Annotated in this window: 23 protein-coding genes; 3 read left to right on the top strand and 20 right to left on the bottom strand. The window is 28.6% G+C overall.

The window, feature by feature from the left end:
- Positions 1-5: 5 nt before the first annotated feature.
- Both cmk and KIB46_RS05215 read right to left on the bottom strand, forming a co-directional pair.
- Positions 6-662: a (d)CMP kinase gene (cmk, locus tag KIB46_RS05220; RefSeq protein WP_291671087.1), complete on the bottom strand. Its 657-nt coding sequence runs from the start codon at positions 660-662 to the stop codon at positions 6-8.
- Between the two features lie 69 nt (positions 663-731).
- Entirely contained in the window at positions 732-1,946 is a 1,215-nt protein-coding gene (locus KIB46_RS05215; protein WP_291671110.1) for an NAD(P)/FAD-dependent oxidoreductase, read from the bottom strand.
- Between the two features lie 382 nt (positions 1,947-2,328).
- Here KIB46_RS05215 and KIB46_RS05210 point away from each other — a divergent pair, with 382 nt between their 5' ends.
- A complete protein-coding gene (locus KIB46_RS05210) occupies positions 2,329-4,317 on the top strand; it encodes a hypothetical protein (RefSeq protein WP_291671086.1) in 1,989 nt (662 codons plus the stop codon).
- Positions 4,318-4,372: 55 nt separating this feature from the next.
- On the opposite strand, the gene KIB46_RS05205 is transcribed toward KIB46_RS05210, so the two are convergent.
- The 12 genes from KIB46_RS05205 to KIB46_RS05150 form a co-directional block, all read right to left on the bottom strand.
- Positions 4,373-5,173 carry a CAP domain-containing protein gene (locus KIB46_RS05205; RefSeq protein ID WP_291671085.1) on the bottom strand — a complete coding sequence of 267 codons (801 nt, stop codon included), beginning with the start codon at positions 5,171-5,173 and terminating at the stop codon, positions 4,373-4,375.
- Between the two features lie 99 nt (positions 5,174-5,272).
- On the bottom strand, positions 5,273-6,205 hold the full coding sequence (locus tag KIB46_RS05200; RefSeq protein ID WP_291671084.1) for an exonuclease domain-containing protein: 933 nt from the start codon (positions 6,203-6,205) through the stop codon (positions 5,273-5,275).
- A 201-nt stretch (positions 6,206-6,406) separates the two neighbouring features.
- On the bottom strand, positions 6,407-6,865 hold the full coding sequence (locus KIB46_RS05195) for a GNAT family N-acetyltransferase (RefSeq protein WP_156560119.1): 459 nt from the start codon (positions 6,863-6,865) through the stop codon (positions 6,407-6,409).
- A gap of 17 nt (positions 6,866-6,882) precedes the next feature.
- Positions 6,883-7,566, bottom strand: a complete 684-nt coding sequence (locus KIB46_RS05190) for a YjjG family noncanonical pyrimidine nucleotidase (RefSeq protein ID WP_291671083.1) — start codon at positions 7,564-7,566, stop codon at positions 6,883-6,885.
- Between the two features lie 76 nt (positions 7,567-7,642).
- On the bottom strand, positions 7,643-8,422 hold the full coding sequence (locus KIB46_RS05185) for a PhzF family phenazine biosynthesis protein (protein WP_291671082.1): 780 nt from the start codon (positions 8,420-8,422) through the stop codon (positions 7,643-7,645).
- Between the two features lie 132 nt (positions 8,423-8,554).
- Positions 8,555-8,875: a hypothetical protein gene (locus KIB46_RS05180; protein ID WP_291671081.1), complete on the bottom strand. Its 321-nt coding sequence runs from the start codon at positions 8,873-8,875 to the stop codon at positions 8,555-8,557.
- Positions 8,876-8,970: 95 nt separating this feature from the next.
- Positions 8,971-9,783: an alpha/beta hydrolase gene (locus KIB46_RS05175; protein WP_291671080.1), complete on the bottom strand. Its 813-nt coding sequence runs from the start codon at positions 9,781-9,783 to the stop codon at positions 8,971-8,973.
- Positions 9,784-9,889: 106 nt separating this feature from the next.
- Entirely contained in the window at positions 9,890-10,108 is a 219-nt protein-coding gene (locus tag KIB46_RS05170) for a hypothetical protein (protein ID WP_291671079.1), read from the bottom strand.
- A 145-nt stretch (positions 10,109-10,253) separates the two neighbouring features.
- Positions 10,254-11,066 carry an arginine deiminase family protein gene (locus tag KIB46_RS05165; RefSeq protein ID WP_291671078.1) on the bottom strand — a complete coding sequence of 271 codons (813 nt, stop codon included), beginning with the start codon at positions 11,064-11,066 and terminating at the stop codon, positions 10,254-10,256.
- A gap of 338 nt (positions 11,067-11,404) precedes the next feature.
- Positions 11,405-13,012 (bottom strand): M28 family peptidase, encoded by a 1,608-nt coding sequence (locus KIB46_RS05160; protein WP_291671077.1) that lies wholly within the window; start codon positions 13,010-13,012, stop codon positions 11,405-11,407.
- A 470-nt stretch (positions 13,013-13,482) separates the two neighbouring features.
- Complete coding sequence (locus KIB46_RS05155; RefSeq protein WP_291671076.1) at positions 13,483-14,904, bottom strand: potassium/proton antiporter; 1,422 nt, start codon at positions 14,902-14,904, stop codon at positions 13,483-13,485.
- Between the two features lie 189 nt (positions 14,905-15,093).
- Entirely contained in the window at positions 15,094-15,252 is a 159-nt protein-coding gene (locus KIB46_RS05150) for a hypothetical protein (protein WP_291671075.1), read from the bottom strand.
- A 173-nt stretch (positions 15,253-15,425) separates the two neighbouring features.
- Here KIB46_RS05150 and KIB46_RS05145 point away from each other — a divergent pair, with 173 nt between their 5' ends.
- Entirely contained in the window at positions 15,426-15,575 is a 150-nt protein-coding gene (locus tag KIB46_RS05145) for a hypothetical protein (RefSeq protein WP_291671074.1), read from the top strand.
- Between the two features lie 159 nt (positions 15,576-15,734).
- Positions 15,735-17,096: an MATE family efflux transporter gene (locus tag KIB46_RS05140; protein ID WP_156560087.1), complete on the top strand. Its 1,362-nt coding sequence runs from the start codon at positions 15,735-15,737 to the stop codon at positions 17,094-17,096.
- A 132-nt stretch (positions 17,097-17,228) separates the two neighbouring features.
- Here the strand turns inward: KIB46_RS05140 and KIB46_RS05135 are convergent, their stop codons facing one another.
- The 6 genes from KIB46_RS05135 to KIB46_RS05110 all read right to left on the bottom strand — a co-directional run bounded on the left by KIB46_RS05135 (position 17,229) and on the right by KIB46_RS05110 (position 21,369).
- Positions 17,229-17,426 (bottom strand): hypothetical protein, encoded by a 198-nt coding sequence (locus KIB46_RS05135; RefSeq protein ID WP_291671073.1) that lies wholly within the window; start codon positions 17,424-17,426, stop codon positions 17,229-17,231.
- A gap of 101 nt (positions 17,427-17,527) precedes the next feature.
- A complete protein-coding gene (locus KIB46_RS05130) occupies positions 17,528-17,971 on the bottom strand; it encodes a hypothetical protein (protein ID WP_291671072.1) in 444 nt (147 codons plus the stop codon).
- Between the two features lie 207 nt (positions 17,972-18,178).
- Complete coding sequence (locus KIB46_RS05125) at positions 18,179-18,619, bottom strand: N-acetyltransferase (protein ID WP_156560084.1); 441 nt, start codon at positions 18,617-18,619, stop codon at positions 18,179-18,181.
- 206 nt (positions 18,620-18,825) lie between these two features.
- A complete protein-coding gene (locus KIB46_RS05120) occupies positions 18,826-20,109 on the bottom strand; it encodes a dicarboxylate/amino acid:cation symporter (protein ID WP_291671071.1) in 1,284 nt (427 codons plus the stop codon).
- A gap of 175 nt (positions 20,110-20,284) precedes the next feature.
- Entirely contained in the window at positions 20,285-20,857 is a 573-nt protein-coding gene (locus KIB46_RS05115; RefSeq protein ID WP_156560080.1) for a hypothetical protein, read from the bottom strand.
- Positions 20,858-20,913: 56 nt separating this feature from the next.
- Positions 20,914-21,369, bottom strand: a complete 456-nt coding sequence (locus tag KIB46_RS05110; RefSeq protein ID WP_291671070.1) for a metallophosphoesterase — start codon at positions 21,367-21,369, stop codon at positions 20,914-20,916.
- Positions 21,370-21,493 lie beyond the last annotated feature (124 nt).

Genomic DNA, 21,493 nt, shown 5'->3' with positions numbered 1-21,493 from the left:
CTCACTTACTTAATATTATTACTAATTACAGAATTAATCTTTTCCGTAACTTCCATTATATTAAGTCCAGTTGTATCTACTTCAATGGCATCATCAGCCTTTCTTAGTGGATCAACTTCTCTATGAGAATCCTTATAATCTCTTTCTATTATATCTTTTAAAATAACTTCATATTGGCAGTCTATATTTCTTTCTTTAAGTTCCTTAAATCTTCTATTTGCTCTCTCCTCTGGAGTTGCAGTTAAGAAGAATTTAAAAGGTGCTTCAATTAAAACTACTGTTCCAATATCTCTTCCATCCATAATTACATTGAACTTTTTAGACATCTCTCTTTGAAGTTCAACTAATTTCGCTCTAACTTCTGGAATAGAAGCATAATCTGAAACGATTCCACTAATTTCAGGTAGAGTTATTTCATTTTGGATATTAACACCATTTAACACTAAATCATCATTAACAAACTCCATGTCCATCCCTTCAATTAATGCACATATATCATTAACTTTATCAGGAGTTAATCCATTTTCATTAGATTTTAATGCAACTGCTCTGTACATTGCTCCTGTATTTATATACATTAAATCAAATTCCTTAGCTACTAATTTAGCTATTGTACTTTTACCTGCTCCTGCCGGTCCATCTATTGCAACTGATATTCTCACAGCTATTTCTTCCTTTCATTTTAAACGCTTATACTTTAAATTATATATTTTTTTACCTTTTCAGACAAGTCAAATATTTGAACCTGCTAGAAACCCTGTAGCTAAAGCAATTTGAACGTTATATCCACCAGTAAATGCATCAACATCCATTACTTCTCCTGCAAAGGCTACATTCTCAATAATTTTAGATTTCATAGTAGATGGATCTATTTCCTTAATACTAACTCCACCTGAGGTTACTATTGCTTGATCTATTGGTCTTAATCCTGATATTGTCATTGTTAAATTTTTAAGTAGGTGAACTAGGTTTCTTCTTTCACCCTTTGTAATTTCATTTACCTTCTTATTTTCATCAATTCCAGAAAGCCTAACAATTATAGGAATCATTTTTTGAGGTAATAATGCATCTAAAGAATTTTTAAAAGCCTTATTTAACACACCTTGGAAGTCCTTTTGTACTCTTTTATCAAGAGCTGCTTCATCTAATGCTGGTTTTAAATCAATAGTTAAGGTGTATTTATGATTTCCTCTAATAAATCTACTTCCACTTAATATTAATGGTCCTGTTACACCAAAGTGAGTAAATAGCATTTCCCCTTGGTTTTCATATACAACTTTTTTATCTCTTTTAATCTTCACATTAACATTTCTTAAGGAAAGACCCATAAGCTCTTTTACCCAATCCTCTTCTACATCCATAGGAACTAAGGAAGGTTTTAAATCTACAATTTTATGTCCCATCTTCTCAGCAAATACTTGCCCTTCTCCTCTAGAGCCAGTAGCTGGATAAGAAGCTCCTCCAGTTGCTATAATAAAATAATCTCCTTCTATTTTTTTGCTTCCATTAACAACAACAGCTTTAACCTTCTTTCCATTCATTATTACATCTGTAACCTTATGTTCAAGAAGAATTTTAACGTTAGCTTTCTTCAGTCCATTTGATAAGCCTTTTATAATATCAGAAGATTTATCTGACTGAGGGAATACTCTTCCCCCTCTTTCAACCTTTAATTTTATACCTTCTTCTTCAAAGAATTTCATTGTATCTTCATTTGTGTATGTATAAAGTGCACTATATAAAAATTGAGGATTACCAGGAATAAAATCAAAAAACTCCGAAATATCCTTTGCGTTTGTTACATTACAACGCCCTTTTCCTGTTATATATAATTTTTTCCCTAATCTATTATTTCCATCTAATAAAATTACTTCATGTTCTTTACCTGCAGTCATAGCTGCCATCATTCCAGCTGGGCCAGCTCCAATTACAATTACTTTCTTCATCATTAAAGCCCTCCTTTACATCTTATAATATAACTAGTTTATCCTTTTAAATCAACTAGATTTAATTTTAAACCCTAAAAAGAGGAGTGGATATTTATTTTGCTTGTTCTAGATATAAAAAAACAAGTCACTTTAAAATAAATATCCACTTCTTTATACTTAAGGTGTAAAATTATAGCTTTATTCTCTTATCAATCTTCATGCTACTTCTGTACTCGAAAAAGCCTTGTATGGTATCACATACAAGACTCAATTCACTATATTGTGATTAATTTTAACAAAAGATTAACTTAAAAATATTTAAAATTTCCTTAATAAAATTTGAATAATTGATATTTTCGAGAATATATTTGCTATAAAGTCATAAAAGGAGGTATAAAAAATGGATGGGTATAACCCTAAAAACAGAAAAAAAATAGCAGTTGCATTATCTGCTATAATTCTTACAAGTCAAGCAATTCCAGTAAATGCACTTACAAATGACAAATTAGAAAATAATAAATATACTTACACAACACCTACTAGTCTAATTTCTACAAAAGATACTGAGGCACCTGGAGTATTTCAAATTTCAAAAAACGATTGGGATGGATCACCAAACTATACTATTACAATGAATATGTGGTATGGAGTAAATGGTGATATTTGGAGGCTTTACGAAAATGGTGTTCTAATTGCTGAAGTTCCATTAATAAACAATACTCCAGCAGCCCAAACGGCTCAATATACTTTTACTGACAAGCCAAATAAAACTTACGTTTATACAGCAGAGCTTGTTAATTCAGCTGGTGTCACTCAAGCTAGAGAGTCTGTAACACATGTTGTTACTAAGAATGAAAAACCTATAGATGTTCCTTTACCAGAATCAGCTTCAGGTTTACCTGCAGTTGGATATACAGTTTTAAATGAGGACGAAGATACATTTGAATGGGCTGTATTTATTGCAAATCCAAATCCATCATATATTTGGAATGGTAGAGATTTTTCTGCTTGGGGACTATCATTTGAAACAGATAACGAAATAACATCTGTTTCTAATTGTGCTTCTTACACTCAAGAGAATGGAAAGGTAACTATTAATCTAAAGCAAGATGAAAGATTATTAGGTTCTAAAACAACTAGAGTATTTGTTGTTCAAGGTAATAAAAAAGATTCAAAAGCTCCAAGTGCCTTTACTCCAAATATATTCAGAGGAAATATAACTTATCCAGAATATGAAGGTTTGCCTTCTTCATGGAGTAAAAATAAACCAGACTTAAATATAAAAGATCTTATAGAAAATGAATCTGAATACTATAGTACAACTGTTAAAGGTAACACAGGCAATAAACTTATGTATACAAATCCAGCTCATCCAACTCAAATTCAATTAGGGTTACCTAACTCAATGCCTGTTCCAATAAATGGTGTTAATGGATTAAAGATATGGATTCCTTCAGAATATTTAGCAATGGGTATTGCTACAGGGACAGAACTATTTGGCTTAAATCCAAACTTTATGATTGGTCTTTCAATTAAGGAAAACTTTACTTGTGGTCTTGCTCCAATAGAATCTGGTTATAATGAAAATATTGTTACTGTAGACGGTAAACAATGGTCATGGCCAATTCAAAAGAAACATCCAGATGGACCTTTCCAACAAGAAAAAGGTAATTTTAATGAAGTTAAGAAACAATATCCTGATTATTTACCATCAACTGCAGAGCATGAAGATTATGTAACATTAAAAACTGGAGATATTGATGATCCATCTTATGTTCATGCAGCTATGACTTCATATATTAGTTTAACAATGACACGCGAATTCTTATATGCTATTCCTAATAATAAGTTTGATGAATTTATTAAGGATGCAAAAGATCCTTGGGCTGAATTTGTCTTAGTTGATAATGCTTATAATAGGGGCGTTTATGGATTATTACAAAGAAATTTATTTACAACTCATAGAGAACAAGCTATTAATACTAATGACATAAACGCAGAGTTCCAATTATCAGGATTTGCGAATCACATTGAAAATATAAGTAATGTTATAAATGAAATGGATAAGGAAACTTCAAATATTTATGATGCAAAAATAACTTGGAGCGAAATGGAAAATTATTTTGATGAGTTTAGAAAGTTCTATGGTAATGGTACACCGTCAGATTCTGAATGGAATGATATGAAATCTGATGTTAAGCGAGCTTTTGATATCTTATCTGAGCATTGGGGAGATGGAACTATATCTTATAGGTATGACTTCTTAACTTTATTGAGAGTAGCTGAACAATATCTTCCTGAAGATAAACATCCAAACCCAACAGGACCATCTTGGATAGAACAAATTGTTTCAGCAAACAACCAAGCTGCTTCTGCTCCTTCTAAATAGAAATAAAGGGTTACATCTAACAATTCAGATGTAACCCTTATCATATTTTTTTACACTATTTAAGTGGTGTATAGAATATTTGTGTCGCATATAACTTTCCATTTCTAAAAGTAACACCTATTCCTATATCTGTGTATCCACTATTTAAAATATTTTTTCTATGCCCTTCTGAATTCATCCAACTATTTGTTATAGAAGCTCCACTTATGTTCGAAGCTTGTCCACCAGTCATAGTGTAGATGTTTTCACCAATCCTTGAATATTTCCATCCATCTCTCTTTGCAATATCTTGTATATATCCATTCTTTGGAGAATTATGATCAAAATAGTTTAAGTTTAACATTTCTAAAGACTTGCTTCTAGCATACTTGTTCGCTGTTGAATTTCTTTTTAATGCTGGTAATCCTTGTTTTTGTCTTTCTGCATTTGTAGCATTAAAAATTTCATCTTCTACCCTTGCTAAATAATCTCCTTCACTTGGAGTTGGTGTTTCAACCTTATTATTTGTTTCAGTTTTATTAGTTGAAGGTTTAGTTACATTAGTAGAAGGTTTTTTAGTTGTATTATTTGAAGCCTTAGGTGTATTTACATTGTTTGTGTTACTTGAATCTTTTACAACAGATTTATTTTCAGTATTTGTTTTATTAGCATTTGCATCTTCCTTTTGTTCATTACTCTCCTTATTAACAGTAGGTTCATCAACTACTTCTTTATTCTCTTCTTCTTGAGGAACAGAAGCCATTTCTACCTCCTTGGAAGTATCGCTGTCTTCCTTCTTTGACATAGTACATCCAGTAAGAACGCTTGTACAAATCATTCCTGTAACTAATAGAGTTATCAATCTTTTTCTTCCCATCTAATCACTCCTTTTGTTTTTTAGAGGTCATGTATAAGATAACATGGAAAATGAATGGTAATCCATAGTTTATGAATGGTACTAATTGTAATATATCACCTAATGAGTAATACCTTCCTTAGTTGCTATTGATAAAAATTCCTCTTCAGTTAATATTTCTATATTTTGTCCATTATCTATTAAATATTCTGCCTTCTTTAGCTTTGTAGATTTATACATATCATCCAAGTATTTTCTACATTTTATTCCTGTAATTAAAACATCTGTCTTTTTAGTCACACTAGTTCCTATAATGCCTCCTAATTTCATCACTATCTTAGAGGCTTCATTTCTTCTCATAGAATCTAACGGACCAGTAAACACTACAGTTTTGTCAAAAAAGTAATCTGTATTTTCATTTAGAGATAGACTTAAAGCTTCTTTCTTTGTAACATTGTTCTTATGTTTTATAAGAGATGTACAGGGCTCATATCCCCTATCATAAATAGAACCAATATTTAAACCACCATTAATATGTAAAGAAAGTAAATCCTTTATTCCATAATTTTCACTTATATGAATTAATATTTTAGCACAAGCTGTTGCATCCTCTCCTGCATGATGATGTTCAAATTTATGACCAACATATTCTGCAAGTGTATTTAATTTATGATTTCTTACATCCTTTATCTTATTTTTGGATAGTAAAACGGTACATATATAATGTAAATTAGGATACTCAAATCCATAATAATTAAGCAAGCTTCTAAGTACACTTAAATCAAAGGAAGCATTATGAGCTACAACTAATTCTTCATCAAAATAATGTTTAATTTTAGGCCATAACTCTCCAAAAGTCATTTCATTTTCTACATCCTGAGGGTATATACCATGAATCCATATATTGTGAGCATTAAATCTCATCTCTGGAGGCCTTATTAAGTGGTATTCTGTACTTACAATTTTGTTATCTTGAACCTTTGTAATTCCAATTGCACAAGCACTATTTCTACTTTCATTTGCTGTTTCAAAATCTATTGCTACGAAATTCATTGTAATCATCCTTCTTTTCTTATCTAAAGATAAAATACCACTTACTAGACAATTATACAATGGTATATTTTTTATTTATATAACTTTCCTTATATATTTTAATAAAATCCTATATGTGTATGTAGTTATTTATTTAATACTTGAATTTATTTCCCATGTATTTTTAAAAATCTTTTGAAAAAAAAGGTTGTGCTAGTTAAACTAATACAACCTTTTTTCCATTGAAATATCACATCTTGAGCATACTTCACTAGAGTTATATTTAAAACCTGACTTTTCATAAAGAGGAATAGCCTTATTTAAAAGTGAGTTTGTTTGTAGAGTCATAACTTTATAACCTAACTCCCTTCCAATATTTAAAGCATCATCCATTAGTTTCTTTCCTATACCTTTTCCTTGGTAATCTTCAAGTAAATACATTTTTCTTAGTTCACACTCATTATCATTTATATGATATACACCAACTGAACCTATAATTTTATCATCATCTAATACAACTTCAAACCATCCTGAATTATTTAAATAATATTTTTCTATATCACTTACATCAAAGTCTGCCCCATTAAGTTCAAGGCTTAATCCATATTTTGATAAAGCATCTTTAATAACATTTAAAACCTCTTTCTCATCGCCCTTTTGGGCTAACCTATATGTAATCATGTTTCCCCTAATACCTTTTATAAAATTTCTTTTAATTCCTTTAGTGAATGTATTTCATATGTTAAGCTTAAACCAGACTTATTTTCTAGGTGGTTTGGATTATACCAACATGTATCAATTCCAGCATTTACTCCACCTTGCATATCTGAAGTTAAACTATCACCAATCATAAGAACCTTAGATTTATCCTTGTGTTCAAGTTTATCTAATGCATAGTCAAATATTCTTGGATCTGGTTTTGATATCTTTATCTCATCAGATATTATAAGCTCTTGGAAATAATCCTTTAATGGAGTCTTACTAATTCTACTTTTTTGAACATCCTTAAGTCCATTAGTTACTAAAGCTAGTTTATATTTTTTGCTTAAATAATCTATTACCTCAACTGAATCATCAAAAAGGTATGCTCCTTCTCCTAGAAATTTAGCATACGTTTTACTAAAGCTTACAGCATCAAAATCTACTCCTATTTTCTTTGAGAATCTTTCAAATCTTTCTACACGTAATCTATCTGCTGTTATCTCTCCTCTTTCAAATTCTTCCCATATATGTTTATTTATTTGAGAATAAAGATTTAAGCTCTCTTTCTCATCTAAATTTAACTTATACTCCTTTAAAGTCTTTAAAAAAGCTTGCTTTTCTGCCATTTTAAAATCAAATAATGTTTCATCTGCATCAAATAATAATAATTCATATTTCATATATACTGCCACCCTTCCATTGTCACTAAAAAAAATTATAACAGATAATATAAATACATCCAACCTTCTCTTTTATCTAAATTTCAATTAATCCTTCTAAATATATCTTAGCTTCTCCAGATATATATACTCTATCTTCCTTTAGTACACAGTATAAGGTACCTCCCCTTTTAGAAATCTGTTTAGCTACAAAATCACTTTTATTTAATCTTTTAGCCCAATATGGAACTAATGTACAATGAGCAGAACCTGTAACAGGATCCTCATTTATTACACTATTAGGCACAAAAAATCTAGATACAAAATCACAATCTCTACCTTTAGCAGTAACCATTATTCCATCGTATCCTAACGACTTTAGTATATCAATATTGGGTTGTAAATATAAAACATCTTCTTCATCTCTTAAAACTAGCATTAAATCTCTAGCTTCGTAAGCATCTATAGGGATAACTCCTAGAGCTTCAAATATTCTATCATCAATTTCTTTTCTTTTTCCTTCTAAAAGTGGAAAATCCATAACAATTTTATTTTCCTTTCTATTGACCTTTAACTCTCCACTTAAAGTATTAAAAAGTATTTCATTCATATCTTTTTCATAATAATTGAAAATTACATATGCAGCTGCTAAAGTTCCATGACCACAAAGTTCAATTTCATATTCTGGAGTAAACCATCTTAATCTGTATCCATTCCCTTCTTTAACAAAGAATGCTGTTTCAGACAGATTATTTTCCATTGCAATGTTTTGTAGTATTAAATCACTAGGCCAAGCTTCTAACGGACAAACTCCTGCTGGATTACCTTTAAACACTTCATTTGTAAAAGCATCTACTATATAAATCTTATTTTTCATTATTACTATCCCTTTCTATACTCTGCTCTTGCACTTTTTAATTTATCTTTGTATCATGTACACGCAATAAAATTAATAAAGTATATATTAGCTAGAAAGAGAGTAACTGCAATACAACTACTCTCTTTACTTTTAAAAACCAACTTTTTTGTACACTTCATCTGTAATTTCTATATCATCTATATCTATTTTGTTTGGATTTGTAGTTAAAGGATATTCCTTAATCCAAATATTATCATCTACAACCATCCCTGGAGTTATAGCTTCACCAGGATTTTCATCATAAACCTCTTCAATATTTTCATCTTTTGTTAATATAACTAACCTTCTACAAGGTTCATCATCTTCACCATAAATATTAAAAAAGGAGTTATACTTATCAAATCCCTTAATAGAAACAACTATTTTTATATTCAAATCCAATTTTTTTGCTACATCTATAAGCTTTACCATCTTCCCACCCCGTCTACATAAAACTAGATTTATAATAACATAATTTTACTTAAATAAAAAGAAGCTAACCAAGGCTAGCTTCTATATAAATTCACCTAACTATCTATAAATGTTTTTAATTCATTATTAAATTTATCTTTTTCATCATAGAATAATCCATGTCCACTCTTTTTAAACTTGATTAGTTTAGAGTTTTTAATAGCTCTATTCTGCTGTTCACTTAATTCTGGCAACACAACTTGATCATGAACTCCTTGAAGAATCAATGTAGGAATGTGAATACTATTTAAATCTTCAAACAGGCATTCATTTATCCATGTTTGAGCAATCTCTGCTGTTGCCCATCCTGCAGCTTGTATCCCAAGACTGAAAAACCAATTAGAAAAAGGATTACTTATTTTCCTATAGAAAAATATTTTACCAAAGTCATCTAACATCTTAGGCCTATCTGTGTATGTCCAATTAATTATATTATCTACTACTTCTTTTTTTATTCCATAAGGAAAGTCCTTTCTTTTTATCAAGCTAGGAGCTGCTGCAGCACAAAGAACTAATTTTGCCACATTAAATCCTTTATGCCTTGCCATATATCTAATGGCAATTGCCCCACCTGTAGAATGTCCAACTAAACAAATGTCTTTTAGGCATAGCTTTTCAACTACTTCCTTTACATCATCTGCTAATGTATTATAGTCATATCCCTTTGGTGGTTTATCAGATCTTCCAAAACCTCTTTGATCAATTCCAATACAACGATATCCTTCTTTTATGAAATAGTCATATTGATATTCAAAAAGCTCATGACTTCCAGGCCATCCATGTAAAAACACTATTGTTTTATTACTGCTTTTATTAAGGTCCTCAACATAAAGCTTTGTACCATCCTTAGACTTTACGTAATAACTCATTATACTGCTCCACAAAAAATAATCTTATTTTATATTACTCTATATATGAAAAAGTGATAGTAAATTAAAAGAAAATACTAATAATTCTAATTATTTCTAAATAAGATTAATCATAAATAAGTACTTTCACAACTTTATCAGTATAAACTATAATACTACATTTATCTGTTTTAATCTTTATATAATCTGGATCTTTAGATTGTAAATAAGCCATTAATGTTGACATAGTTTCACTTTTTATAATGTAATAGTTTCCACTATTCATTGATTCATCTGTTGTAAATTTAATTTCTTCACCATTAATTAATGTTAATTCTACTTTCATGTCATTACCCTCTTTGCATTATCTATATTTGATTAGTTATTAATTTCTACAAAAAAATTAAAACTCCTTTAAAAACATTTATTCATTTAATATTATTAATTGAATTTTATGTAACAAAGGATAAATTATATAGATAAATCTTAATTTATCCTCTATTAAGATATAGAATAGAGCACCCTAAACTCCCTCCACCTTTCGTTATCTCTGAATAGTCTATATTATCAACATTATATCCATTTTTTATCAATACAGATGAAACATTTTTATTGCTACTTATTAACTTCTTATCACCTAAATATACATAATTAGTTCCTAAATCATCTGCATCATCTTTACTTATTTCTATCAAATTAGGTATATAGCCTTCAATAGTTTTTCTATCAAAGACATATGGAGATATAACCCCACTTCCTTTATCCAATGTATTAAATACACAATCTAAATGTATTTTACTATTATCAAAATAAATAGGTATTACCTTTATATCTATATTCATTTTATTTAATACATTTTCTAATTCCCTACATGCATCAATTGTAGTTCTGGTGCTAATCCCAATAAATAGAACACCTTCATAATGAATTATATCTCCACCTTCAATATTGTTTTTCATGCAGTAATATTTTAAATTATTATTCTTTATATACTTCTTTAGATAATTAATCTCATCTTCTCTTTCTTTAAGCTTCATTTTACATACAAACATTATATCTTTTATAACAAAGCCTATATCTTGAGTAAAAACCTGATGCCGTAAATTTTTATTTATATCAATGAAGTTTATTTTTATTCCATAATCGCTTAAAGTATTTATAAAATTATTATACTGACTAAACATTAGTTCATTATCTATATTATTATAATAAGGACTATTTTTCTTAGTTATTTTAAAATTTGTAGGATAACAAAGAAGACAAGATTTTAATTTATCACATTGGTTACTTTGAAATATCTTCATACAATTTACTCCTAACTTATTTTCATATAAGTAGTTTAGTCAAATATGAAAGTAATTATGTGGCACTATAGGTAGATAAAATAGGTTGTATATATTAGAGTATTGGTTAAATTAATTGTGATTAAGAATTAAGGAGGATCTTAAAATGTCTAAATTTACAAAAGTTGTTGAAATGGATATTGAACATTCAAAACTACATATAAAGGGGGAAAAAGGTGAACCTAAATCCCACAAAAACAACAAATAATCATTATTTACTTAATTGTACAAAACTTTCTACTTAAATATTTAAGAGGGATGTAAGAATTAAAATCAATTCTTACATCCCTCTATATTTTCTATTTTATATAATTTATAAATGCAATAATTATTGTTAAAGCAATGAAAGCAAGTAATAATACCACTCCCAAAGCACCTATTGTTAATGCAATATATATGTTCCATATAACTGGGACAAACATTATTATACTAAATGCCACTGGAATAAGTGCTATAAACTTATTTACCCCTTTCTTTAACAAAACAAAAGTAACTAAAGAAAATACAGTTGGCCAAAGAAATAGATAACTTGCTCCCTTAAGGACGAACATTGTAATTACCAAAAATATAAGGTTAAATCCTATAGCTCCTACTATTATACTTTCTCTGTTTTTCAAAGCTTTTCTAATTACTATGGTAGATAATATTGCACTTAATATTAAGAAAGTTCCAAGAATAATATCATCTCCTGGTACTTTAGGCATATACGTTAGCTTAAATGATACCCCAGATACCAATGATATTAAATATGATACTAAAATTCCACCTAATAAATTCATTATTCCTAATAGAAGCCATATTCCTGTAGAAATAATTATATTTTTTAATGAAATTTTAAATTTTCTAAATACAATTATCGTAGCTATTATCGTAATTATCATAAAGATAAGAGCAATAGTAGATGAGTAATTAATAAATATGTTAGGTAATAATGTAAAGAATATTGAATCCTCATTTGATTTTAGGGCTCCTTCTTCACCATATTTTGCATTATATACAAACTCTTCAACTACAGGTAGTATTTGTTCGCCATAGTGTTGAAGGCTTGTATCACTTACGTTTTCATAATTATCTCTTGGAGTATGATAATAATCTAGACTATTTAAAACTGCAAAATTAATACCTTGTAGTCCCATCTTTTTAAATTCACTAAAGTCTGAACCATTTGGCATTTTACTATACACATCTGCTGCTAAAGAATAGGATACAGGTAAATTAGCTTTCTTATAAAGCTCTATTACCTTTTTATTATTTGAGCTTGTCTCAAACATTAATGCAGGACCTTTAATTCCTCTAGCTTCTATGTTTACAACATATTCTACATTTTCATATAATGAGAAGTTATTATTCATTTCTTGTTTTGCTCCAAGAAGTCCCATCTCTTCTCCATCTGTTATTAAGATCTTTATTCCATTCTCAAGAGGCTTGTCTTGTTCTTTTATAACTCTAAGTATTTCTAAAATTGTAGAAACACCATAACCAGCATCTGCTGCCCCTAAAGAACCTGCTTCTTCACCATCTCTTTTTTTAGGTGATGAGTCATAGTGAGATGCTAATAAAATATATTTTCCATCTTCTCCGTTCTTCCCATCTATTTTTGTATAGATATTATTTATATCTACTATTTTTCCATTTCTATCTTCTACATTCTCATAGGTAAAAATATCTGTATCTAAACCTAAATTATTTAATTCCTGAATTATATAAGTTCTAACTTCTGCTAAAGAATCTTTATCATAAATTGAATGTGGTTCTTTTGCAATTTCTTTTATATGTTCTTTAGCCTTCTCTGCTGAAAATCCATTGTTAGTAGCATTTTTGCTTTTAGGAGTATAAAGACTAACTCCACCTAGAATACTAGCTATTAAGCACGTTATTAATACTATTATCCATGTTTTTTTCTTCATTTTATGTCACCTCTTATAAGCAATTTATTTTTTATGAATATTAGATTATCATAAAATATTTTGATAGTCAAATATTTTTTAAATCTAAATATAAACATAAAAAAGAAACCCTATAAATATAGGATTTCTTTTTTTAAAAGTATTTCTTCAAAACTTTATTATGTTTAATATCCTTACTAAAAGCTTGAATTTTTTGATTTTTTATACTCTGTTATACATTTACCTAATCTAACACTTTTTATTAGTTATATTAAATTATTATCACATAAACTATAATAAAATCATGAATCCATGGTTAAAAATATCATGTTCATAATTATTTACTTTATACTTTCAATTAACTAATTTCTTAAGCTTCCTTTCTGAATTCTCATATCTATTATAGGTATTTTCATTTATATTTATATCCCATCAAGCACAAAAAGTATCAATTACCATAATAGTTTATCTGAAAACAGATGTAAACTTATTTATTTCCCTAAAGCAACCTCATTCAAATTATTCCCGCTTAAAACAAGTATATCATTTTCTAAAATCTCGGTAGATCCCTTTGGTACAATGACTTGGCCATTTCTTTTAATCATTACTATTAATATTTCATCTGGAATTTCTGCATCCATAATAGTTTTGTTTATCCACTTACTACTTTTAGGTACGTTATACTCTAAAAGCATTGTTGATTTTTCTTCCTGATAGTCATTAAATGTTTTTAAAACTGTTGTATTATTATCAACAAGGTCTAATTTTTGTGCTACCTTTGGTAAAAGAGTACCTTGAACAGACACTGAAATTAGCGCTATGAAAAATATTATATGGAAAATATCATTTTCTATAGGTACACCAGAAGTAATTGCGAATATAGCAAAAACTATTGATGCAGCGCCTCTTAACCCAACCCAAGAAATAAGTATTTGCTCTTTAAAAGGAGTTTTAAATCCTCTAAGAATCAAATGCGTAGCTATTGGTCTTGCAATAAAAATCATAAATATAGAAATGATGATTGAAACTCCAATAACCTGAGGTAATCTAGATGGGAAAGATAATAATCCCAACATAAAAAATAACATTATTTGCATTATCCATGATATTCCGTCAAAGAAAGTAACCAAACTCTTTTTATGAGGAATCTTACTATTACCAAGTATTATTCCAGAAATATAAACACTTAAGTAGCCGTTTCCTCCTATAAATTCACTTAATGAATAGGCTAAAATAGCTATTGCAATAATAAAGATGCTATAAAAACCTTCAAGTTCAAAGTTAGCCCTTCTTATTATATAAACTGTAGCTTTAGCAAGAACAGCTCCAAGGAGTATTCCAAATATAATTTGCTTTAATATCATAGGAACTATCCCCCAACTTAAGCCACTAGACATTATCATTACAATACTAAGTGTCATCATATATGCAATTGGGTCATTACTTCCACTTTCTACTTCTAATAATGATGCAATTTCACTTTTTAAATTTAATTTCTGTGATCTTAAAATAGTAAAGACTGAAGCGGCATCTGTAGATCCAACAATTGAACCTATAAGTAGTCCTTCTAAAAGACTTGTATTTAGAATAAAATAACAAAACACTCCTGTTAGTAATGATGTTATTATTACCCCAAAGGTAGACATGAGTATTGATTGTTTAGCTACTGGTTTAGCCATTTTCCAGTTAGTACCGAATCCCCCGTAGAACATAATAAAAACTAGTGCAATAGAACACAGCGTACTAGTTAAATCATAGTTATCAAAATATATTCCTACTATTCCATCAGAACCAAACAGCATTCCAAGAACTATGAATATAAGAAGCATAGGAACTCCAAATTTGTATAACATCTTACTGGATGTTATGCAGATTAGTAATACTAATCCACTTATAATCATTAATTCAACCATATTACCTCCTTTTGATATTTATTTTCATTTACATTATATATGAATAATCTCTTATTTTATATATACTTTAAAGTATGTTTACAAAATTCATATAAATATAAAGAATCTTTGTAAGATACACATCTAAAATAATTTTTTTTAATTTAAATAGTGAAATTGATTCACTCTTTGTAACGTTAAATATAAAACTTATTTTTTACATTTACATTTATTTGGTCTTTTACAAGTATCTTTTCCATTAGTTTCATCTTTCTCTTCTACACAATCTGACTTTCTACTTGTATCATGACATTCTACTCCTTTAGGATTTGTAAATACAGCCAGTTCTTCAGATGTAGTATGACGCATGTTATGATTTACTAGGAATGAATATCCAACTATTGCACGAATGTATCCTTCACCATAATCTCCATATCTTTCTGATGTTTCTATGCACTCAGCAGATAAACAAAGTTCTAATTTAATATTACTTTTTACTGCTCTACAATCATTTGGAACACTAACTCGTCCATATAGATTTATTGAATATTAATGATTATGAAGAGGATATAAAAAAATTAAAAACAGTAGTATCTTCTTTAAATGATTCACTAAATTCATTAAAGGAAGAAAATTCTAAGCTTAAATCACGACTAGATGATTTAAGTATAGAACCAATCATTGATAAATAAGTTATGAAGGAGAAATTGCTTTGAGATTTCTCCTTTTTTAATGTCTAATAATTAAGTGTTAACGATTAATTAAATTTTTATTAAATAGATACTAGTATTATGTAAATAATTCTGTTATCCTATAAAATTGTGAATAAAAAGTTTTAAAGGGGGATGTACATGACACAAGATATGACAACTGGGAATCCAGTAAAACTGATTTTATTTTTCTCAATACCTTTACTTATAGGGAATATATTCCAACAATTTTATAGCATGGTAGATACAATTATCGTTGGTAGATTTGTAGGAGTTGAAGCTCTTGCAGCTGTTGGATCTACAGGGGCTATGGTTTTCTTAGTAAATGGATTTGTTATAGGCTTAACTGCAGGTTTTGCCATTCTAATATCTCAAAGATTTGGAGCAAAAGACCAATTAGGTATGAAAAAAGCAACAGGAAGTGCAATAACTCTTTCTGTAATATCAGTACTTATAATAACTATAATTAGTATTTTATCTGCTAATCCAGTCCTTAGATTAATGAATACACCAGATAATATAATGGTGGATGCTTCAAAATATATAATAATAATGTATGCTGGTACATTTGCAACTTTTATCTATAATATGTTAGCAAGTATATTAAGAGCTTTAGGAGACAGTAAAACTCCACTTTATTTCTTAATTATTTCTTCAATATTAAATATTGTTTTAGATTTAGTATTTATAATTAACTTTAATATGGGTGTAGCAGGTGCTGCATATGCTACAGTTATTTCGCAAGGTGTATCTGGAGTTCTTTGCTTAATTTATACTTATAAAAAGCATACAATATTAAAGTTAAAGAAAAGCGATTTTATAGTAACAAAAGATTACTATATAACTCACTTAAAGATTGGTGTTCCAATGGCTCTTCAATTCTCTGTTACTGCCCTTGGAATAATGATAGTTCAAGGTGCATTAAATGTATTTGGTTCTACAGTTATAGCTTCATATACAGCTGCATCTAAGGCACTTCAATTAGTAATGCAACCTGCTGTTACATTTGGAGTTACTATGGCTACTTACTGTGGACAAAACCTAGGAGCTAGAAATTTTAAAAGAATACAAGAAGGAGTAAAGAAATGTACAACTATCTCTATAATAACTAGTATTATAGCAGGTATTGTATTAGTTCTATTTGGTAAATACTTCGTATTGATGTTCTTAGATAGCCCTGACCAAACTGTTATAGGATATGCAACTCAGTGCTTAAACATAGCTGCAATATTCTTTATACCACTTGGGCTAATATTTATATATAGAAATGCTCTTCAAGGTATTGGTGATTCATTTATTCCTATGATGGCAGGTGTTTATGAATTAGCAGCAAGAGCTTTAGTTGCATTTACTTTACCAAAATTTATAGGGTACCTTGGAATTTGTTTAGCTGATCCAGTTGCTTGGATATTTGCTTGTGTTCCTTTAGCTTATACATACTTTAAAAGAATTAAAAATCTTTTAAATGAAAAAGAAAATGAAGAAGCACTAGAGGTAGCTTAAAGTTAATAAGAATAGAAAGTGAATATTTATATATTCTTATATTTATATATTTTTATATTTATGCTACCATACTTTTGCAAGTATAATAAAAGAAGCCATTCTCATTAGATTGGCTTTTTTTCATTATAAGTTCTATCTTCTATTTCCTTTGCCACCACCTGGCATTCCCATATCGCCTCCATTACTACTTCCTACATTTGTAACTGATCCAGAAATAGTAAAATTCTGAACTTTAGAATTACCAATGTACAAATCATATCTTTCACCATCTTTAAATTTTGATGAGCTTACTATAATTGAAGAATATTGTTTAGTTGGTGTGTACTTCACTATTTTCTTATCTGCATTTTTTACGTAAATAGGGGCACTATTTGATTTATTTTTATCTGATTTTGCACCACTTCCATTAATATTAATGCTATCTCCAAGTTCTAATAAAGCTCCAAAATCTCTAGTTTTACCCTCTCGATATGAAAAGTAGTTGTATATACATCTAATACTTCTTCAAAAACGCCTTCATAATTTAAGTCTTCTGGTACAATAATTTTAAGTTGCATATTCTTAGTTTTTGACATTGCAAAATTAGTTAAAAATAAAACTATCATTACTCCACATAGAATTAAAGAAAATGCACCAGCTAAACTAAATGCTCTAGCTACATTGTTTCCTACAAGCAGAATAATAATAGAAATTATAACTGGTAGCATAATTAGTGTGATTGGAAAACTTGGTAAGTAACCTTCCTTTTTATTAGTTTTTATATTAACTAAGCTAATCACTAATTCTAAAGTTATTAATGATAAAATTACATTTGCAAAAAAAGCACTGCAAACATAAGATATATAAACCTTAGGCTTTATGTCATTGTTTTTCAATGAATACTCTATTTAATCTATTACTTGTTGGTTTACATAATCACTAAATGTTGGTTTTATTCCCTCTTCCAAGAATCTATTTGCTTCTTTTAAAGTTAAGACTACTCTACGTTTATTAACAATTCCGTTTATTTTCTTCTAAGCTTTGAGTGTATTATATTAACTGAAGCTTAAACAAAACTTAAGAAATAAAATAGAGAAACCTATTTAGATTTCTCTTGATTTATATTTCATTAAAACTTCCATAAAACCACTATCTTCATTAATTCCTTCTTCTATTGGTTCAAATAAAGCTTTCTTATAAAACCTATAGGCTTTCTTATTATCTTTATATACTGATAGGGTTAAATCACTATATTCTTTTTTTACATAATCCAATAACATTTTCCCTACTCCCCTACCTTGACTTGTAGGATCCACAAATAAAGCTCCAATATAACTATCATCAACAATACTTATAAATCCCTTTATTGAATTGTTTTCTTCATATACAAAAGTTTTTGAATTTGGCAGATATTCTTTTTTTACAGTATTATAGTTACATCTCCAATAAAATTCAGAAATAAATGGATGTCCAACTATCGTAGCTCTAAACCAAATACTCATAACAACATCTATATCTTCATCTTTAAATTTTCTTATATACATTTTGTCCTCTCTCTCATGTTATTTTACATATTTTAAATTATTTTTTTCCTTTTATTACAAATTATCAATATAATTTAATTTTATCATCATAATCTAAAGTTATAAACATATTTTTTCTTTAGTATATAATATATGTTGTATAGAGTTTATTGACCTAAAAAAACTCCAACAATATCTTGATCTTGCTGAAGTTTCTATGTTTATATTTAATTTATTTCTAACTCTTCCCTGATCATATCATTTTCAGAGTAGTACATAGATTCATCTAGCACTCCCTCTTTCTTTGCCACTATTAAAGTACATATACAATCACCAATAGTATTTACTGTTGTTCTACACATATCAAGTATTCTGTCTATTCCCATTATTAATCCAATACCTTCAACAGGTAATCCTACACTATTTAATACCATTGAAAGCATAACAAGCCCAACTCCAGGCACTGCTGCTGTTCCTATAGAAGCTAGAGTTGCTGTAAAAATAACAGTTAAAATACCTCCAAGGCCAAGATCAACTCCATATAATTGCGCTATAAATATTGTTGCAGCTCCTTGCATTATAGCTGTTCCGTCCATATTAATAGTTGCACCTAACGGAATTGTAAATGATGAAACCTTGCTATCAACACCTAATTCATTCATAGTCTTCATAGTAACTGGTAATGCAGCTCCACTTGATGCTGTTGAGAATGTTATAGCTCCAACTTTAGGGAACTTCTTTACAAATGGCATAATACTTAAATTAGTAAATATCTTCAAAATTCCTGTGTAAACAACTGAGGCATGAATAAGTAATCCTAATAAAACAACTGCCATATATTTTAGAAGTGATGCAAATGCCTCAACTCCTGTAGTAGCAAAGGTTGTAGCTATGAGACCAAATACTCCAAAAGGTGCAAAGTACATAACTAAATTAACCATTTTTAAGAAAATTTCATTTAGATTTTCCATAAAATTTTTAACGAGCTTTACTTTTTCACCTAAGATACTAATAGTTAATCCAAATATTATTGAAAAACTTATAACTTGAAGCATATTCCCTTCAGCCATTGCTTTTATTGGATTAGTAGGAATCATATCAATTAACACATCTGCAAAAGAGGAACTTTGTGCAATTGTAGGTTGCTCTGATACAAGACTAGACATATCTAATCCTACACCAGGATTAATTAAGTAAGCAAGTCCAATTGATATTGAAATAGCTATAGCAGTAGTAGATAAATAAAAAATAAGAGTTCTAGCTCCTATTCTCCCTAAACTTTTTATATTACTTAAAGATGCTACTCCACAGGTAATTGATGCAAAAACTAGTGGAACTACAAGCATCTTAATTGCACTTATAAAACCTTGTCCTAATACTTTAAATACTCCACCAATAATTATGGTATCCTTTAAACTTCCTTCAGGTAAAGATCTAACTAAAACACCTACAGCTAGACCAACACCCATGGCTATAAAAATTTTTGATGTTAAACTTAACTTTTTTTTCATAAATTTCCTCCTTTTTATTTTTTAAACTGACAACTTATCAACAATATATAAGTAGTGTATCACATTTCCCAATATTATGAAATATACTTTTTGTATTTATTCAGTTTTCAGAATATTTTCTTTTATATTAATTTATACAAAAAAAGAATGCCATAAATATGACATTCTTAAATTACTATTTTATTATGCTATATACATACTTTTTAAAATCATCAAAAGTTCCGCTTACTATTGAGGCACCTTTAAGTATTCTATTTCCAAAGAAGTTATATTCACAACTTCCATAGTTAAATGCAGCGCTACTTACTATTAAGTTTGACTCATTAACTCTATAAGTTGCCCTCTTTTCTAATATATTAACACAGAAGTCTAGAAGATTCTTATAGTCTTTAATGTGTCCTGATTCTACCATAGAAATTACGAAATTAAATAAATAGAAACCTCCAATTAATTGTATCATCTTATCATTTGGAGTATAGAAAACTTTCCCTGAATTATAGAAGAACTTTAATTCTCCATAAGTTGCAGCTTTATATTCACTATTAATTTCTAACCCTTCTAAGTTATGCATTCTAAGTGCAGTTTCAATACTTTCCCATGAGTTAGCATTTACTACAACATTATCTTTTATAACTTGCTTAAATTTTTCAAAAGACTCTTCAGAATCCTTACTTGAACTTAATTCCTTACCATCAAACATTACTTTATATTGTCCATTTTCATATATTAATTCAACTTTATTACTCACAATGATTTCCACCTTTTTTCATTTAATAATAATTATTATAACATATTAATTATATTTTATAAATCATGTTTTATAATTTTTATTCTATTTTGTTCCAATATACCTATTGCAAAAGAAAGTGGTAGTGAAAATCTCTTCTTACCACAACTACCTGGGTTCAAGAATATGACACCATTAACCTCCTCATAAAAATACTTATGAGAATGCCCAAATACAACTAAATCTACACCATCTAAGTTTTTAGTAAGATCCTTAATATCATGTACTACATATATTTTAAATCCATCTATTTCTACTACTTCAGATATATTTAACTCCTTTGCCCAATCATCTTTATCATTATTACCTCTTACAAAAGTAATATTACCTATATCCTTTAAAGCTATATAGGTTTCTTCATTTGATATATCTCCAGCATGAATTATATAATTACACTTTTTAATTTCTTCTATTACTTCTTCTCTAAGTAAATTATGAGTATCTGATATAAATCCTATTCTTATCCCTTCCATAGTTTTCTCCTTTGTTAAAAATATTAAAGGGGCTGTATCAAAATAAATTTGATACAATCCGATAAAAAGAAAGAAGAGAATTCATGAATTTGAATTCTCTTCTTTTCGTATAATATTAATATGA

It is taken from the genome of Clostridium sp. (assembly GCF_018372875.1).
In the GTDB taxonomy this organism is placed as follows: domain Bacteria; phylum Bacillota; class Clostridia; order Clostridiales; family Clostridiaceae; genus Clostridium.
The sequence above is the reverse complement of the archived record's forward strand: the minus strand, read 5'-3'. Positions and strand labels throughout refer to the sequence as shown.

Coding starts and splice junctions, on each gene's coding strand:
- KIB46_RS05175 (WP_291671080.1), bottom strand. CDS start 9,783: ATGAGTTATTACGTAAAGTCTAAGGATGGTACAAAGCTTTATGTTGAG.
- KIB46_RS05185 (WP_291671082.1), bottom strand. CDS start 8,422: ATGAAAAATAAGATTTATATAGTAGATGCTTTTACAAATGAAGTGTTT.
- KIB46_RS05140 (WP_156560087.1), top strand. CDS start 15,735: ATGACACAAGATATGACAACTGGGAATCCAGTAAAACTGATTTTATTT.
- KIB46_RS05195 (WP_156560119.1), bottom strand. CDS start 6,865: ATGATTACATATAGGTTAGCCCAAAAGGGCGATGAGAAAGAGGTTTTA.
- KIB46_RS05125 (WP_156560084.1), bottom strand. CDS start 18,619: ATGTATATAAGAAAATTTAAAGATGAAGATATAGATGTTGTTATGAGT.
- KIB46_RS05155 (WP_291671076.1), bottom strand. CDS start 14,904: ATGGTTGAATTAATGATTATAAGTGGATTAGTATTACTAATCTGCATA.
- KIB46_RS05205 (WP_291671085.1), bottom strand. CDS start 5,173: ATGGGAAGAAAAAGATTGATAACTCTATTAGTTACAGGAATGATTTGT.
- KIB46_RS05120 (WP_291671071.1), bottom strand. CDS start 20,109: ATGAAAAAAAAGTTAAGTTTAACATCAAAAATTTTTATAGCCATGGGT.
- KIB46_RS05165 (WP_291671078.1), bottom strand. CDS start 11,066: ATGAAGATATTTCAAAGTAACCAATGTGATAAATTAAAATCTTGTCTT.
- KIB46_RS05200 (WP_291671084.1), bottom strand. CDS start 6,205: ATGAATTTCGTAGCAATAGATTTTGAAACAGCAAATGAAAGTAGAAAT.
- KIB46_RS05180 (WP_291671081.1), bottom strand. CDS start 8,875: ATGGTAAAGCTTATAGATGTAGCAAAAAAATTGGATTTGAATATAAAA.
- KIB46_RS05215 (WP_291671110.1), bottom strand. CDS start 1,946: ATGAAGAAAGTAATTGTAATTGGAGCTGGCCCAGCTGGAATGATGGCA.
- KIB46_RS05170 (WP_291671079.1), bottom strand. CDS start 10,108: ATGAAAGTAGAATTAACATTAATTAATGGTGAAGAAATTAAATTTACA.
- KIB46_RS05110 (WP_291671070.1), bottom strand. CDS start 21,369: ATGGAAGGGATAAGAATAGGATTTATATCAGATACTCATAATTTACTT.
- KIB46_RS05190 (WP_291671083.1), bottom strand. CDS start 7,566: ATGAAATATGAATTATTATTATTTGATGCAGATGAAACATTATTTGAT.
- KIB46_RS05160 (WP_291671077.1), bottom strand. CDS start 13,012: ATGAAGAAAAAAACATGGATAATAGTATTAATAACGTGCTTAATAGCT.
- KIB46_RS05150 (WP_291671075.1), bottom strand. CDS start 15,252: ATGCGTCATACTACATCTGAAGAACTGGCTGTATTTACAAATCCTAAA.
- KIB46_RS05210 (WP_291671086.1), top strand. CDS start 2,329: ATGGATGGGTATAACCCTAAAAACAGAAAAAAAATAGCAGTTGCATTA.